Below are 14,134 nucleotides of genomic sequence, written 5' to 3'. Positions count from 1 at the left end.
CATAGATATAAAAAAGGATATATGAAAGACTAAATGCAATTGTAAGTGTAAATTCAACTAGATTGTTGTGTAAGAGTCTTTTCTACTTAGCTACTTTGAAAGTGGAATTTAACTTTTCACTTCAGCTTAGGTTAAATACTTCCTGTTGTGTATTGACAGTAGACTGATTTTCTGATAAAATAAAATTTATGTAAAAGGAGGCGGCGTTTATGTTGCATAGCATGCGTATTAGATAAGCATTGAAAAAAAGGATTTTCCCATTTTCAACATGGGCTTTTTTGTCATGCTTATTTTGCGGATGCTATACAAAAAACTAACGACGTATAGATATAGTATAGACATAGTGCAAGCTATGCCTTAGTTTTGTTGTACTGCTCTGTGCATTATAAATGCAGGTCAATGCTCATGTTGAGGATTGACCTGCATTTTTTTGTGTAAAAAGGACGAGTGAAATATAATGCTTAAAAAATATTGGATAAAATGTCCGATTTGTAACGGAAAGACGAGAGTTCAAGTATTTCATAATACTGTATTAAAAGATTTTCCTCTTTTCTGCCCTAAATGCAAATTGACGCATATCATTGATGTAGAAAAATTAGAGATTGTAATCAAAAATACAGAAAAACAAACTTTTATTATTTAGAAGAAAGGATATAAAAATGAAACGTTTACCTAAATATACGCCTGCGGAAGTACGGAATGATCCATACGGATTTACTTACAAAGAAATGTCGGAAGTTATTGGCGAGAATGAAGCAAAAGCCTTATATGAAGAATTATATAAGCAATTACCACGCAAAAAAAATCTATCAATGTTGGTAAAAAATATTTGCAAAAGCAGTGATACTGAAAAGTATGTTTACGAACTGAAAGACAACAAATACATTGAAACGGTTTTTATCAAGCGGCGAGATGGTGGAACTGTTTGCGTGAGCACACAAGTCGGTTGTCCTGTTGGTTGTATTTTTTGTGAGTCCGGGCGAAATGGCTTTGTTCGTAATCTAACATCGTCAGAAATCGTACAACAGATTATATTGTTGCGTCGAAAAGTAAACCGTATCGTTTTTATGGGTATGGGAGAGCCTTTATTCAATTATGACAACTTGATAAAAGCAATCCATATTCTCCGAGATAGATATGGGCTCAACTTTCCAACCGACGGCATTACCATATCAACAGTTGGTCCGGTCGATCAATTAAAAAAATTGCGCGAGGAACATCTTAAAATTCAGTTGACAATATCTTTACACGCAGCAACACAATCTGCAAGAAATCGTATTATTCCTCACATGCGCATATATGCTATTGAAGATGTTGTTAAGCAAGCCTTATCCTATTCTGAAAGGCATAATCGCAAAATTGTCTTTGCGTATTTGCTTTTACCGGGTATAAATGACCGGCCCTCAGATGTAAGACAACTTGCAAAATGGTTTCGGGGCAAAAAAGTTATGATTAACGTGTTACAATACAACCCAACAAGCAATTCAAGAATTAAAGCACCACAGAAACGGGAAATAGTTGCATTCAAACATCAATTAGAGCAAGCAGGACTTGAAGTTACTATGAGAGTTTCTCATGGCAGAGAGATTAACGCGGCTTGTGGACAGTTAGCTAACACATATAATAAATTCAAAAAAAATGATTAAAAGTGCCAGACGCATAGACGCAGAGCCGATAACGCATTAGGTCAAAAAACCTATGTGTTATCGGCTTTTTTATTTAATATTGCGCAAAAGCCGCTGTTCCCTATTATAGAATGGATTGCGGGTAGTGTATTAAAGTCGCCCTTTTTTAAGGATACGGCGGTATCGGGGAGGTATCGCCGTGTCCATTTTTATTTACTGTAACCCGCCTAATGCTTTGCGGTCAAAAAAAGCTATGCTCCGCAAGCGGGATATTCCGGCTATGAATGTGAACTGTCAATACATTTAGCTACTGCTTACATTTCCTTTGCGCCCGTCCGCGTCTTGCGGACGGGCGCATTTTGCTTTTTTCAACTTTTTTCTGAAAAGCGCACTCAAGAGCCATCTCCCGAACGGGTACGGAGCGAAAGGGGCAGAGAGGACAAGCCCTTAACTCCCGTCCTCTACTCCACGCGGGAAGGAGGTGAACTCTATGGAGCTATCTTCTTCCGACAAGGAAAGAATACAACATCAGTACGACGCATTAGCAAAGAAAACTTTGGTCGGCGAAGCGAAAAGCCACCGCCGCACTCTTGCGAAACGCGCAGCACGCGAAGTTACTTTTTCGGATTTGAGCGAAAGCGAACTCGCGCAGCTTTTCACAACGGACGAATACGAAAGCGATTATTTCCGTTTTCAAGTGTCCGGCTTTGATGTACTCGTCAAAAATGAACTGCTTGCCGAAGCCCTTAACGCTTTGCCCGAAAGGAAACGCGACATTATCCTTTTGTCCTACTTCTTGGATATGAGCGACGCGGAAATTGGCGAACTGCTGAATGTTGTACGCACGACGGTTTTCCGGCACAGGAAATCCGCGCTTGCGAAAATCAAACAGTATTTGGAGGGAAAAGCAGATGATGAATACCGTTAGGAAGTCTGAAAATCTGTTGCCGTTCCCTGTCATTTCCGCAGCGGCAAACGGCGACACAACCGCCATGTGCGCGATCTTGAAGCACTACGAGGGTTACATAGCGAAACTTTGTACCCGCACGCTGAAAGACGACGCGGGCAATACCTATTCCTATGTGGACGAGGAAATGCGTAACAGGCTGCAAGTGCGCCTTATTACCCGCACCCTTGCTTTTCATGTAGGATAATCTTTTAGCCCATGCGGGGAGCGTGTCCCCTTTCCACGCTTCCCGTTATGGGCTATTTGTCGTTCCGCAAAAGCATATCCGCTGTTGATGTGCTTTTGCAGGCCGACAAAGCCTATTGTTCTTTGACAAAGAAAGCGGCCTTTGGTGCGCAGCATAACAGGCAAACGGGTACATTCCGTCTGTACCGAGCCAGTCGGCGGGTACGCCATGACAGCTTTTCCCCATAGGGGAAAAGCCGAGCGAGAACTACCGCGCCGTAAAACAGGTTTAGCAGCTTGTGGGCGACGACATACAAGGCGGCACAATGATACTCCCGCGTTGAACACCCTCAAAGTATTGCGCGGCGCACCCATAAGCATGGGCCGGGGTGAAACTCCCGTGAGGTTGCAGCTAACAACCGCCCGTTTTTGCCTTTTGACGAATATAGTTTATCCATACAGGAAAAGGAGGTTTTTCTAATGGATAAAAAACAGACAATTACAACCGAACGCAAAATAGGGAAAATCACCTATCTTGTTCAAGCGTTGCCGAGTGAAAAGGCAACCGATACAATCCATAAAAAGATTGAGAAACTCATTGTAAAGGATTTTTAGCGTCCGAGTAGTGCATTAGGCGGCGGGATATGGTATAATGATAGCAACACATTATACCTGTTTATTCGGCTGTCGGAAAGGAGGACTAATGTTACAGTCGAATAAAATCACCGCCCTTTACTGCCGTTTAAGTCAAGAGGATATGCAAGCCGGAGAAAGCGGAAGCATACAGCACCAAAAAATGATACTTCAACGCTATGCGGACGAACACCATTTTTTGAACACAAAGTTTTTTGTGGACGACGGATTTTCCGGCGTGAGTTTTGAGCGCGAGGGGCTGCAAGCGATGTTGCAGGAAGTGGAAGCCGGACGAGTGGCGACGGTCATTACCAAAGACCTTTCCCGTCTTGGCAGAAACTATCTGAAAACGGGCGAACTCATAGAGATTGTATTTCCCGAAAACGGAGTACGCTATATCGCGATCAACGACGGAGTTGACACAGCGCGGGAGGATAACGAGTTTACCCCCTTGCGGAACTGGTTTAACGAGTTTTACGCCCGCGACACAAGCAAGAAAATCCGCGCAGTTAAACAGGCACAGGCGCAAAAAGGCGAGCGCGTCAACGGGGAATATCCATACGGCTATATCCCAGACCCGAACAACCGCCACCACCTTATACCCGACCCGGAAACCGCGCCGATTGTCAAACAGGTTTTCGCTATGTTTGTTAGCGGCGTGCGTATGTGCGAAATCCAAAAATGGCTTGCGGAAAACAAAGTCTTGACGATTGGAGCGTTGCGCTATCAGCGTACAGGACAGGCGCGGTATCAGCGGGCAATGATCGCCCCCTATACTTGGCCGGACAAAACGCTCTATGACATATTAGCAAGGCAGGAATATTTAGGGCATACCATAACCGCGAAAACTCACAAGGTATCCTACAAGTCGAAAAAGACCCGGAAGAACGAAGAAGAACAACGCTATTTCTTCCCAAACACCCATGAGCCGCTTGTTGACGAGGAAACCTTTGAACTTGCGCAAAAGCGGATTGCTACCCGCCACCGCCCGACAAAAGCAGCGGAGATTGATATTTTTTCCGGCTTGCTGTTTTGCGCTGGTTGCAGACATAAGATGTATTACCAACAGGGCGTAAATATCGAGCCGCGCAAGTTTTCCTATTCTTGCGGCGCATGGCGCAACAGGGCAAGGACAGGCAGCGAGTGTACCTCTCATTATATCCGCAAAAACGTACTTCTTGATTTAGTGCTGGAAGATATGCGGCGGGTTTTGCGGTATGTTAAGGAACACGAACAGGACTTTATCTGTAAAGCTACCGAGTACGGCGACATGGAAGCGAGAAAGGCATTAGCGCAGCAGCAAAAGGAACTTTTCAAAGCACAGGCGCGTATGACCGAACTTGACACGCTTTTCCGCAAGCTGTATGAGGACAACGCATTAGGCAGACTGACAGATGAACGGTTTGTGTTTCTAACTTCCGGCTATGAGGACGAAAAGAAATCCCTTGCCGCAAGGATAGACGAGTTACAACAGCAGATCGCAACCGTTACCGAGCGAAAAAGGGATATATCAAGGTTTATTCAGATTGTCGGGAAATACAGCGACATACAGGAATTGACCTATGAAAACGTCCATGAGTTTATCGACCGTATTTTGATACATGAATTAGACCGGGAAACCAACACCCGGAAAATCGAAATCCATTATAGCTTTGTCGGACAGGTTGATACCGAGCAGGAGCCGACGCAAGTTGTCAACCATGACCGCCGCAACATGGTAGATGTAAAAAGTATCGCTATCTAACCCCAGCAAATTGTCGCCCAGCCATATCGTGGTGTTGATGAGCCGCCGACTGCCGCTACCCCTAAGGACATCAGCTGCAGTGTTCCTCCAACGATGCAGCCGGATTGCAGATCATTCAACAGCAGCCCGGTAAGCGGACCGATGATGGCCGGATAGATCAGACCGAACCCCTGCGGCCCCATCTCATCCATCTGCATGATAAACGCCAGTACGGTGACAAGTACAATTTGTATTGGTTCCAACATATGAATTTCCTCCTTAATACTCTATTTTCGTATCTGCCGGTACGTATTGCATGAACATTCTCACACCGGCAGCCTTTAATGCTTCCAAACATTTCTGATCTGCTTCACTGCAGGAATATCGTCCGTATAATTTAATTGTCTCATCCTTCTCCCCTGCAGAGCCTCCGATATTGAGTGCAGCGATCGTAATGCCCTGTTTTTGTAAAGTCAGAAAGGTCTGTGGCTTTCTGGCAACGACAAAGACCCGTTTCCCGCTGTATTTTCCCTTTTTAAAATTGTCGACAGCGGTTTGTGTTGTGATGATGGACAGTGGCATTCCGGCGGGCTTGGCGATACGCATGATATCCTTTTTTTGAGAATCCAATGCAACCTCGTCATCAATAATCATGAGACGCTCACATGCCGTATGCTGAACCCATTGTGTCGCGATAATTCCATGTAGTAAACGATTGTCTAATCTGCCTAATATAATATCCATAAATACCTCCCAGTCTTCTGACTTTACAGACTACTTAACGTGTCGACTCGTAAGCATTATCATCATACCATGCAGCCAGCACACTGTAAGTAGAGATGCTTCACAAAAAGTGGACGATTTTTACCATGTTTTAAAAATGTTTCGATTTCAACGTATATATGCATCATGTAATGGCTCACATTTTCAACTTTTTGCATATCATGGTAGACATAATCCACCATCCCTTATATACTTATAGAAAAAGGAGGGACGGCTATGAGTACTTATCTGCTGAGCAGAATAGAAAAGGAAGCAACGTTTTTATGGGCGGGACGTTTTATGAGCACCGCCAACTGGCAGCATAAGCGCAGAACGAGTAATTTTCATGAATTGATAGTCGTATTGAGCGGTACCCTGCATATTCAGATCGGGGAACAGGAATATGCAGCACAGAAAAACACCCTGCTTCTGATACCGCAGGGAGTTTTACATTATGGAACGATGATTTGTCCGGAAAACACCTCCTTTTACTGGCTGCATTTTCTTCTGCCGGAGCCGTGGTCGATGAAGCCAAAGACAGATGCACTACAGCGAATTAGGGAGGAGTATCCCTACAATCATGCTCTTGTTATCCCCAAATACTCACAGGATATGGATTTTTCAAGAATCAATATTCTCTGCAACCAGCTTCTGGATATCATGCACCGTAATGAAAGCAATCGTTTTTATCTGGATTTGCTTATGAGTAGCCTACTGATTGAAATTACTGAAGAGCTGGCTTTTCGCTCGAGGGAAAGCACAGAATCGCACAAGGAAAGCAAAGCTCTTTCTTTTATTACCGAATGGATCAAGGCCAGTCTGGAGCAGGAGCTGACACTGAAAATCATTGCCGAAAGATTCAATTACAGTCCCGCCTATCTGTCCCGTATGTTTTCCAGAGAAATGGGAATGACACTGACAGAATATATTCGCATGCAGCGTATAGAGCGTGCAAAGTCGTTATTGGGAAATTCCTCTATTTCTGTCGAGGAGGTTGCCAGTCTGTGCGGCTTTCATGATGAAAAGTATTTTATGCGCTGTTTTAAAAAGCAGGAGCTGATAACAGCCTCTCAGTACCGGGAGGCCTTCAATAAAACACAAATCAATAACAAATAATACGCTCTCTTGTTTACTTTTATAAGCTGCAACACTGCCTTTGCGTATTTCTAACTGCCCTGCATTATGCAAAGTAAGCAAGTGAATTCCCCAGTGAGATACATAAAAGGAATGAAAGTGACATCAAACAAAGGACAGTATAAGCACGGCTTATAGCCAGAGGGCACCACAAGGTATACATATTTATGAAGGATGAAGAGCACTGTATTTACAGCTCAGCACTCCAGCATATGCAGAATATAAACCTGAACGTATATATACTCGTTTGTATGCGTTCATAATTTGTACTTATACCTATAGTGCTGCAATCATGCATGAATAAGCCTGCATCGAACTATACCCATGTGTCACATCAAAAAAAAGAGGATGCAAATTGCTTAAACAATCAATTTGCATCTTCTTTTATTCAATATTACTGAGCTATAAGAGCCCACCATGTCTGTTTTCTCAACAATATACCATGCTTCCCTTCTTCCTTCAGTAAAAGCATGCATACGCTCATTCTGCATCATTCCTGTTTCTGATCCTTCTTATAATCTTCATACAGGCTGGAAAAGGCAGAGCAGCTGGAGCAGTCACTGTGACAGGAGCCGCAGCCGGAGGCTTTCCCTTTTTTCGGTCTGGTAACATAAACGATTACTGCCAGGATAGCAAGCAGTACCGCTATTACGATAACATCTGCAATGTTCATATTCTCACGTCCTGTTCACCTTTAGTATATGCAGGAATACAGGTTTTGTCCAATCAGAAGAACATACTTCCGATTTGAAAGACAAGGAATGCGACAAGATAGGCAACCAGCGTCTGATAGCCGACAGCACCAAGCGCCTGCCGGATGGATCCCAATTCTCTTCTAGTTGCGGCGAAGGCAGCAATGCAGGGCATATACAGGACCGTAAAGCACAGATATGCAAAGGCAGAAACCGGTGTAAAAATCGTTTGCAATGCAGCACTCAAACCGGCATCGCTGCTTGTCTGCGTCAGTACGCTCAGCGTGGAAACAACACTTTCCTTTGCTGTGATTCCGGTAACAAGTGCTGTACTCGCTCTCCAGTCCTCAAAGCCCAGCGGTGCAAAAATATGAGAAATCCAGGTACCGATGCTGGCAAGCATGGAATCTGCGGAATCCGCCACTGCAGTGAAGGAGAAATCATAGCTCTGTAAAAACCAGATAACGATGCTGGCCACAAAGATGATTGTGAATGCCTTGCGCAGAAAATCCTTAGCCTTCTCCCACATATGCAGCACAACGCTTTTTGCACTCGGTATACGATAGGAAGGAAGCTCCATTACAAAGGGTACGCTGTCTCCCTTAAACATTGTGCTTTTCAGCAACAGTGCAGACAGGATCGCCACAAGGATACCGATCAGGTATACACTGATCAGAATCAGTGCGGTATGCTCAGGAAAAAATGCAGCGGTTATCATACCATAAATCGGCAGCTTGGCACTGCAGGACATAAACGGCGTTACAACGATGGTCATTTTCCGGTCACGTTCACTGCTTAATGTACGGGCGGACATGATTGCGGGCACACTGCAGCCAAAGCCAATCAGCATTGGCACAAAGCTTCTGCCGGACAAGCCGATCTTACGCAGCAGCTTATCCATAACAAACGCCACCCTCGCCATATACCCGCTGTCCTCCAGCAAAGACAGAAAGAAGAACAGCGTAACGATAACAGGCAGAAAGGACAGCACGCTTCCCACACCGTTGCAGATACCATCTATGATCAGCGCCTGCAGCCAATCACTGACCTGCATGGATGCCAGCAGCTGCGCCATTTGATCACATGCCACAGCAATCCCATCCTCCAGCAGCGTTTGCAAGGTGCCGCCGATTGGTCCAAAGGTCAGATAGAAAATACACAGCATAATCAAAATGAAAATCGGTATTCCAAAATATTTATGTGTCAGCAGTCCATCAATTTTCTCACTGCGCACCTGTGCTGAGGATGCATGTCGTTTCACAACACAGTCAGCGACCAGCTCCTCTATATAGGAGTAGCGCATATCTGCCAGTGCCGCCTCACGGTCTGTCTGTAAAGCATCCTCCATGCTTTTTACGATTTTTTCTATAATATCAATGTCATCCTGATGCAGCTGCAGCTCTCTTTGCATCGGTTCGTCTCCCTCCACCAGCTTTGTGGAAGCAAAGCGCATAGGTACCTTTGCCTTTTTCGCATGATCCTCTATAATGTGGGCAATGGAATGAATAGCACGGTGAACCTCTCCCTTACAGAAGTCCAGATTCACTGCCTGCTTTCCATCCCGAATCTGTTTTTTCACCACACGGATCAGCTCATCGATTCCCTCATTCTTGCTTGCAGAAATAGGCACGATCGGACAGCGCAGATGCGCACTCAGCTTATTCACATCGATGCTGTTTCCGCTGGCTGTCACCTCGTCCATCATATTCAGCGCAATCACCATAGGCTTCTGCAGCTCCATCAGCTGCAAAGACAAATAGAGGTTTCGTTCAATATTCGTGGCATCCACGATATTGATGATCAAATCCGGATCATCCTTTAAAATGAAATCCCTTGTCACTACCTCTTCACTCGTATAAGGAGACAGGGAATAAATCCCCGGCAGATCGACCAAAGCAGCTTCCTTAAATGACTTGATCTGCCCCATTTTCTTTTCCACGGTTACTCCCGGAAAATTCCCCACATGCTGGTTGCTGCCAGTCAGGCGGTTGAAGAGTGTTGTCTTGCCGCAATTTTGATTCCCGGCTAGTGCAATCAATACATCCTTCATTTTGCACCCTCCGTATCTACCTCTATCTTAGCAGCATCCTCCAGACGCAGCGTTAGGACATAGCCTCTCAGATTCAGCTCCATGGGATCCCCCATCGGTGCCACCTTGTTTACATGCACATTCGTGCGCGGCGTCAATCCCATATCCAGCAGCCGTCTGCGCAGTGCACCCTGTCCGCCGACCGTCCGTATGATGCCGCCCTGTCCCGGTTTTATGTTATCCAATGTTGTCATAATTCACTACCAACTTTCTAAATGTTACCCTCGGTTAATATCCATATATATCATACTCTAATTCTTTACTTTGTCAATGCTTATCGTGCAGTTTTTCACAAATGAAAACAGTTTTCCATCACAATCCCCTCTCAAAGGCTGCCGTTTTGCATACAAGCTCTTCTGAAAGCAGCGTTTACCGCCCTTGTGCAGCCTCCTGAAAATCGTCAATAAATATAATACAATATGAAACATTCTTTCATTTGTTGTTATTATAAGCATTCTTTTCAGTCATTTTAAAAGAATGCATACTGCATTTTCTTTTCTTATGTGCACCTCGTCTTTTTGTGATAGAATGAACATAACAGATATTTTTTAAAACTCAACTTTTGTGGTAAAGCCAATGAGGAGGTCCCCTATGAAACGTAGTTTATTTAAAAAGCATCAGCTGTGGTATGTCGCAGGCTTTCTGATCATCAACCTTGCCGCCTGCATCATCATAGGCAATCATACCTACCGGCAAATTCAAGCGGATATGATTGCGCATACGTTGCAGTCACAGGAGGAAGTACAAGGTGTTATGGATGATTACCGGCATTCCTTTCAGCTGTTTACCACCATGCTTGAAAAGGAGGTGGAAGCTGAGCCGCAACCGGCAGCCATCTGGAGGTATCTGAAAAAGCTGGATAAGCAGCTGCAAGCGATTGAGGGAGATACCTTCGACGGACTGTATATGTATTATAGGAATGCCTATTTATACAGCTGGGATACGCCCTATGAGCAATATGAAAAAAGCGGATATGATGCCACAACACGTCCATGGTATCGCAATGCGCTGGAAGCGAAGGGGGAAGTCGTATTCACACCACCGTATATGAGCTATGCCAATCATTATATCCTGTCCACCATTTCACAGCTGCAGCCGGATCAGAAAACCGTGTTTGCCTACGATATAAAAATGGGAAACATACAAAAGCTGATTGCCTCTTTACAGGCATATGATAAGGAACAGCTGATCATTTTTGACAAAAACGGCACCATCATCGGAAGCAGTGAGGAGGACTATCTCGGCGGAAACCTGATGCAGAGCATTACGGAAAACAGACAGCTGCTGACAGAAGCAAACAACAAGCTGAAGCAGGCCGATTCCTCAATTTCAAAGGAGGATCGCAAGAAGCTAGAGGATGAGGCTTCCTACGCACAGGCCTTCTATGATTTTCAAAACAGCTTTTCTACCGAATTCACCAACCTCATGAAGGGCACCGGTATCCAGCTGGTTGATGTTCAGAATCAGAAATACTTCGGTCTGATCCAGCAGGGGAAGGAATTTAATTATCTTATTCTTATTCCCGTATTCTCCATGCTGTCCGCAACGCTGCAGACCTGGCTGATTCCTCTGCTCATACTGGAAATCATTTTGATATATGTGCTGAGCCAAATCAGCAGAGAGCTGAAAAACCGTGAATTAAAGGGAGCCTATGTGGAGCTGGGACAGACACAGAAGCGTTTGGAAATCGCATTGCAGGCTGCTCAGAAAGCTGCAGCTATCGACGAGCTGACTGGTATGATGAATATGAAATCCTTCCGCAGTACGGTTAAGCATCACATTCAGGGAATGGAGGTGGATGAGAATGGAATCCTGATTATGATTGACGGCGATCATTTTAAAGCTGTCAATGATCAATATGGACATTCCGCCGGTGATGAGGTTATCCGTCTGACAGCACAGATGATCGTTGGTCGAATCCGTACAGTCGACTATGCTTCCCGACTCCATGGAGATGAGTTTGCCATCTTTGTATCCAATACGTGCGACTACAGTGTAGCAAAAAAAATCATGGAGGATATCAATCTGTCGCTGGCAAAGGAAGCACAGAAACGAAATATGCCCACAATCACCTTATCCTCCGGTGCTATTATCGCCTGTCGCAATGATAATTATATGGAGCTGATCAAGGCTGCCGACGAGGCTTTGTACAAAGCAAAGGTAACACACAACGGTGCCTTTCATCAGGCTGAGGGAAGATAGGCAAACATAGAAGACTGAGTGCTCACATTCTTATGTAAAGCTAAAAGATGTCAGCGTTAAAGACAAAAAGGACCAGTTTCATCATTGTGCAACCTGATGAAATTGATCCTTTACTTTTGCTTTGGCGTACACGGGTAAGTGCCTGTTCTGCCGCAATGCATCATCTTTATGGATAGCTGACGTATCGCAAGTATCTGCAGGCTTTTCGCCTCTTTGTTTCAGCGTGTGTAGGTATTCCGATACCGCATGTACGCAAATTGCAGGCTCTATCTGCATAGATAAATACCGGGGCAGCATCCCCCGCCAAGACACATATTGCATAAAATCAGCTGACAGCAGAAATTCGAGCCTCCCCCGCCAAAGGGACTCTGCATACTCTGATAGCGGGTTCTTCCGGATTGCATCTGTGCATATAGCTGCCGGTACTGCTGATTGGACGGATCCATCTGACACGCTCGCTCTGCCGCCTCCATCGCCGCAATCTGGTTCCCGATACTGTAATTGCTGATGGCATACAGGTAGTACCAGGATGCATCCCGATTCTGAATGCTGTTCAACACCTGAATCGCCTCCTGAAACCGCCCCATGTTTATATAGCTTACAGCTGCCTGATAATCATTGGAAAATGACTGCTGATAGGTATTCTGCTGGTAGCCGTTGAAATTCTGTCCGAAAGCTCCCCCGTTCTTTTTATAATCCAGTGCCTGCTGATAAGCATTCTGTATCTGCTTGAATTTTTCTTCAGCGTAGGGTTCCTTGTTTACATCGGGATGATATTTCTTCGCAAGCTGGCGATAGGCACGCTTGATTTCATCCTCACTGGCATCCCTTGACACCCCTAATATCTTAAACGGATCATCCATCTTTTTCACCTGTTCTTTTCTTTCTTACCATTTCATATTTTGTCCAAACTCCCGCATACAGGATATTACGCAGAATATCCGCATGCCGCAGAATCGGCAGTGCTTCAAATGCATCGGCGCTATTGGAAATCATCAGCTCCAGAATGACCTTGACACGCTCATCAAAATCCTTTTGCCCGCTTTTTTCTAGAAACGGATTGAACTGTCCCTTCCTTCGATCGTCTTCCACATCATCGTAGGCATCCATGATGTAAATGAATCTTCCCAGATAATCTCCCAGGCGATATAGTGTATCATACCATTCATCCTGTCGGTAGGTAACGATTTCCGCCATCATCACACCGCTTAAAGAGGAAAGCCTGTCCAGATCACGACTTTGCGCCTTCTCCAGCTCCGCTGTCTTTTGCAAAGCCTCGCGAATCGCCTGTATCTTTTGGGGATAGGCTTCTTCCATCCGCTTCATCGGACGCTTTAAAAGCCGCAGCATACTTCTGGCCTGCAGCCGATGCTCATCCTTCCAGTCATCCTCACACTTCAGATAGGTCAGAATAATCGTCATATCCGCAGCATAGCGAAGATAGGCATTTTCCCGCTTCACATGCCGATGCATAGGATGAACGACACATCGCTCACTAACGAGCTGATCCTCGGGCTCATACAATGCCGTAAGCAAAATCGCCAGAAAGGTGAGATCAAAATTTAAGGTCAGCTGTCCTCTGCGTCCGAAATCCTCATGAAGTGCTTTGCACAGACCGCAATAAAAGGATTGATAGGTATCGAAATCCTTTATTTTTAGCTCCGGTTTATTGACAACTACATATCCAAACATTTCACATTCCCTGCCTTGACAAAAAACTTCATGTGATAAGTTTACCCTTATTATAGGGAAATTTCAAGAGCAGCGGACAAGATAACATAAAAACACACGATTACAAGCCGCCTTTCAGCCTTTGAAGCAGGCGTTAAGTATGCATAGCAGACAAGCAGAAAGACAGCATCTCGTGCCGTGCTGTGCTAAAAAAGATGGGTATATATAGAGGAATGAGTATCCATCATATGATGTTTCTAATAGCAGGATATTTAAGCAGGCCAAAAGGGATTCTGCATATTCCATTATCATGATAAAATCCTGACAGTGATGAATAGCTTTGCGTAATAGGGGTAGAGGAATAAATTCAAGATTTATTGCCCCTCCCATTGAACCGTACGTACGGGTCTCGTATACGGCTCTACATTTATATCGAAATCACAAACTCTTAAGATAATAATTAAGGGGATT

The 14,134-nt window shown here is 44.7% G+C and carries 16 protein-coding genes; 8 read left to right on the top strand and 8 right to left on the bottom strand.

Features of this window, described 5'->3' with window-relative positions; translation table 11 throughout:
• Positions 1-457: 457 nt before the first annotated feature.
• From NE665_RS21775 to NE665_RS21760, 4 genes are all read left to right on the top strand, one after another.
• Positions 458-643: a cysteine-rich KTR domain-containing protein gene (locus NE665_RS21775; RefSeq protein WP_003431289.1), complete on the top strand. Its 186-nt coding sequence runs from the start codon at positions 458-460 to the stop codon at positions 641-643.
• A 16-nt stretch (positions 644-659) separates the two neighbouring features.
• Positions 660-1,646: a 23S rRNA (adenine(2503)-C(2))-methyltransferase RlmN gene (gene rlmN / locus NE665_RS21770; protein WP_006774449.1), complete on the top strand. Its 987-nt coding sequence runs from the start codon at positions 660-662 to the stop codon at positions 1,644-1,646.
• 469 nt (positions 1,647-2,115) lie between these two features.
• On the top strand, positions 2,116-2,553 hold the full coding sequence (locus NE665_RS21765; protein ID WP_002604474.1) for a sigma-70 family RNA polymerase sigma factor: 438 nt from the start codon (positions 2,116-2,118) through the stop codon (positions 2,551-2,553).
• Positions 2,537-2,779 carry a helix-turn-helix domain-containing protein gene (locus NE665_RS21760; protein ID WP_002604473.1) on the top strand — a complete coding sequence of 81 codons (243 nt, stop codon included), beginning with the start codon at positions 2,537-2,539 and terminating at the stop codon, positions 2,777-2,779. The genes NE665_RS21765 and NE665_RS21760 overlap by 17 nt, the downstream gene beginning before the upstream one ends.
• Here NE665_RS21760 and NE665_RS21755 read toward each other — a convergent pair.
• Positions 2,767-2,988 (bottom strand): hypothetical protein, encoded by a 222-nt coding sequence (locus NE665_RS21755; protein ID WP_015522615.1) that lies wholly within the window; start codon positions 2,986-2,988, stop codon positions 2,767-2,769. The genes NE665_RS21760 and NE665_RS21755 overlap by 13 nt on opposite strands.
• A gap of 249 nt (positions 2,989-3,237) precedes the next feature.
• Here NE665_RS21755 and NE665_RS21750 point away from each other — a divergent pair, with 249 nt between their 5' ends.
• The gene (locus NE665_RS21750; protein ID WP_144367850.1) at positions 3,238-3,372 is read left to right on the top strand and encodes a transposon-encoded TnpW family protein; all 135 of its coding nucleotides are present in this window, start codon (positions 3,238-3,240) and stop codon (positions 3,370-3,372) included.
• An 88-nt stretch (positions 3,373-3,460) separates the two neighbouring features.
• A complete protein-coding gene (locus NE665_RS21745) occupies positions 3,461-5,134 on the top strand; it encodes a recombinase family protein (protein ID WP_002604471.1) in 1,674 nt (557 codons plus the stop codon).
• Here the strand turns inward: NE665_RS21745 and NE665_RS21740 are convergent.
• Together NE665_RS21740 and NE665_RS21735 are read right to left on the bottom strand one after the other, a co-directional pair.
• The gene (locus NE665_RS21740; RefSeq protein WP_117444935.1) at positions 5,131-5,379 is read right to left on the bottom strand and encodes a PTS sugar transporter subunit IIC; all 249 of its coding nucleotides are present in this window, start codon (positions 5,377-5,379) and stop codon (positions 5,131-5,133) included. The genes NE665_RS21745 and NE665_RS21740 overlap by 4 nt on opposite strands.
• A 13-nt stretch (positions 5,380-5,392) precedes the next feature.
• The gene (locus NE665_RS21735; protein WP_117444934.1) at positions 5,393-5,857 is read right to left on the bottom strand and encodes a PTS sugar transporter subunit IIB; all 465 of its coding nucleotides are present in this window, start codon (positions 5,855-5,857) and stop codon (positions 5,393-5,395) included.
• A gap of 255 nt (positions 5,858-6,112) precedes the next feature.
• Between NE665_RS21735 and NE665_RS21730 the strand changes: the two genes are divergently transcribed.
• Positions 6,113-6,991: an AraC family transcriptional regulator gene (locus tag NE665_RS21730; RefSeq protein ID WP_117444933.1), complete on the top strand. Its 879-nt coding sequence runs from the start codon at positions 6,113-6,115 to the stop codon at positions 6,989-6,991.
• Positions 6,992-7,499: 508 nt separating this feature from the next.
• Here the strand turns inward: NE665_RS21730 and NE665_RS21725 are convergent.
• The 3 genes from NE665_RS21725 to NE665_RS21715 are packed head-to-tail and all read right to left on the bottom strand — an operon-like array spanning position 7,500 to position 9,984.
• Entirely contained in the window at positions 7,500-7,682 is a 183-nt protein-coding gene (locus NE665_RS21725) for a FeoB-associated Cys-rich membrane protein (RefSeq protein WP_117444932.1), read from the bottom strand.
• Positions 7,683-7,735: 53 nt separating this feature from the next.
• Positions 7,736-9,751 (bottom strand): ferrous iron transport protein B, encoded by a 2,016-nt coding sequence (feoB, locus tag NE665_RS21720; protein ID WP_117444931.1) that lies wholly within the window; start codon positions 9,749-9,751, stop codon positions 7,736-7,738.
• Positions 9,748-9,984, bottom strand: coding sequence for a FeoA family protein (locus tag NE665_RS21715; RefSeq protein WP_117444930.1), 237 nt, complete (start codon positions 9,982-9,984; stop codon positions 9,748-9,750). The genes feoB and NE665_RS21715 overlap by 4 nt, the downstream gene beginning before the upstream one ends.
• Positions 9,985-10,381: 397 nt before the next feature.
• Between NE665_RS21715 and NE665_RS21710 the strand changes: the two genes are divergently transcribed.
• Positions 10,382-11,992 (top strand): sensor domain-containing diguanylate cyclase, encoded by a 1,611-nt coding sequence (locus tag NE665_RS21710; RefSeq protein WP_178760151.1) that lies wholly within the window; start codon positions 10,382-10,384, stop codon positions 11,990-11,992.
• A gap of 266 nt (positions 11,993-12,258) precedes the next feature.
• Here NE665_RS21710 and NE665_RS24785 read toward each other — a convergent pair whose 3' ends face one another.
• The gene (locus NE665_RS24785) at positions 12,259-12,855 is read right to left on the bottom strand and encodes a J domain-containing protein (RefSeq protein WP_002610447.1); all 597 of its coding nucleotides are present in this window, start codon (positions 12,853-12,855) and stop codon (positions 12,259-12,261) included.
• On the bottom strand, positions 12,848-13,684 hold the full coding sequence (locus NE665_RS21700; protein WP_117444927.1) for a DUF5685 family protein: 837 nt from the start codon (positions 13,682-13,684) through the stop codon (positions 12,848-12,850). Before NE665_RS21700 ends, NE665_RS24785 begins: the two co-directional genes overlap by 8 nt.
• Between the last annotated feature and the right edge of the window lie 450 nt (positions 13,685-14,134).

Source organism: Clostridium sp. DFI.1.208, assembly GCF_024463855.1.
Classification (GTDB): domain Bacteria; phylum Bacillota_I; class Bacilli_A; order Erysipelotrichales; family Erysipelotrichaceae; genus Clostridium_AQ.
Note: the sequence above shows the minus strand (reverse complement) of the source record. Positions and strands in the feature narration are given on the sequence as shown.

Coding starts and splice junctions, on each gene's coding strand:
- NE665_RS21775 (WP_003431289.1), top strand. CDS start 458: ATGCTTAAAAAATATTGGATAAAATGTCCGATTTGTAACGGAAAGACG.
- rlmN (WP_006774449.1), top strand. CDS start 660: ATGAAACGTTTACCTAAATATACGCCTGCGGAAGTACGGAATGATCCA.
- NE665_RS21765 (WP_002604474.1), top strand. CDS start 2,116: ATGGAGCTATCTTCTTCCGACAAGGAAAGAATACAACATCAGTACGAC.
- NE665_RS21760 (WP_002604473.1), top strand. CDS start 2,537: ATGATGAATACCGTTAGGAAGTCTGAAAATCTGTTGCCGTTCCCTGTC.
- NE665_RS21755 (WP_015522615.1), bottom strand. CDS start 2,988: ATGGCGTACCCGCCGACTGGCTCGGTACAGACGGAATGTACCCGTTTG.
- NE665_RS21750 (WP_144367850.1), top strand. CDS start 3,238: ATGGATAAAAAACAGACAATTACAACCGAACGCAAAATAGGGAAAATC.
- NE665_RS21745 (WP_002604471.1), top strand. CDS start 3,461: ATGTTACAGTCGAATAAAATCACCGCCCTTTACTGCCGTTTAAGTCAA.
- NE665_RS21740 (WP_117444935.1), bottom strand. CDS start 5,379: ATGTTGGAACCAATACAAATTGTACTTGTCACCGTACTGGCGTTTATC.
- NE665_RS21735 (WP_117444934.1), bottom strand. CDS start 5,857: ATGGATATTATATTAGGCAGATTAGACAATCGTTTACTACATGGAATT.
- NE665_RS21730 (WP_117444933.1), top strand. CDS start 6,113: ATGAGTACTTATCTGCTGAGCAGAATAGAAAAGGAAGCAACGTTTTTA.
- NE665_RS21725 (WP_117444932.1), bottom strand. CDS start 7,682: ATGAACATTGCAGATGTTATCGTAATAGCGGTACTGCTTGCTATCCTG.
- feoB (WP_117444931.1), bottom strand. CDS start 9,751: ATGAAGGATGTATTGATTGCACTAGCCGGGAATCAAAATTGCGGCAAG.
- NE665_RS21715 (WP_117444930.1), bottom strand. CDS start 9,984: ATGACAACATTGGATAACATAAAACCGGGACAGGGCGGCATCATACGG.
- NE665_RS21710 (WP_178760151.1), top strand. CDS start 10,382: ATGAAACGTAGTTTATTTAAAAAGCATCAGCTGTGGTATGTCGCAGGC.
- NE665_RS24785 (WP_002610447.1), bottom strand. CDS start 12,855: ATGGATGATCCGTTTAAGATATTAGGGGTGTCAAGGGATGCCAGTGAG.
- NE665_RS21700 (WP_117444927.1), bottom strand. CDS start 13,684: ATGTTTGGATATGTAGTTGTCAATAAACCGGAGCTAAAAATAAAGGAT.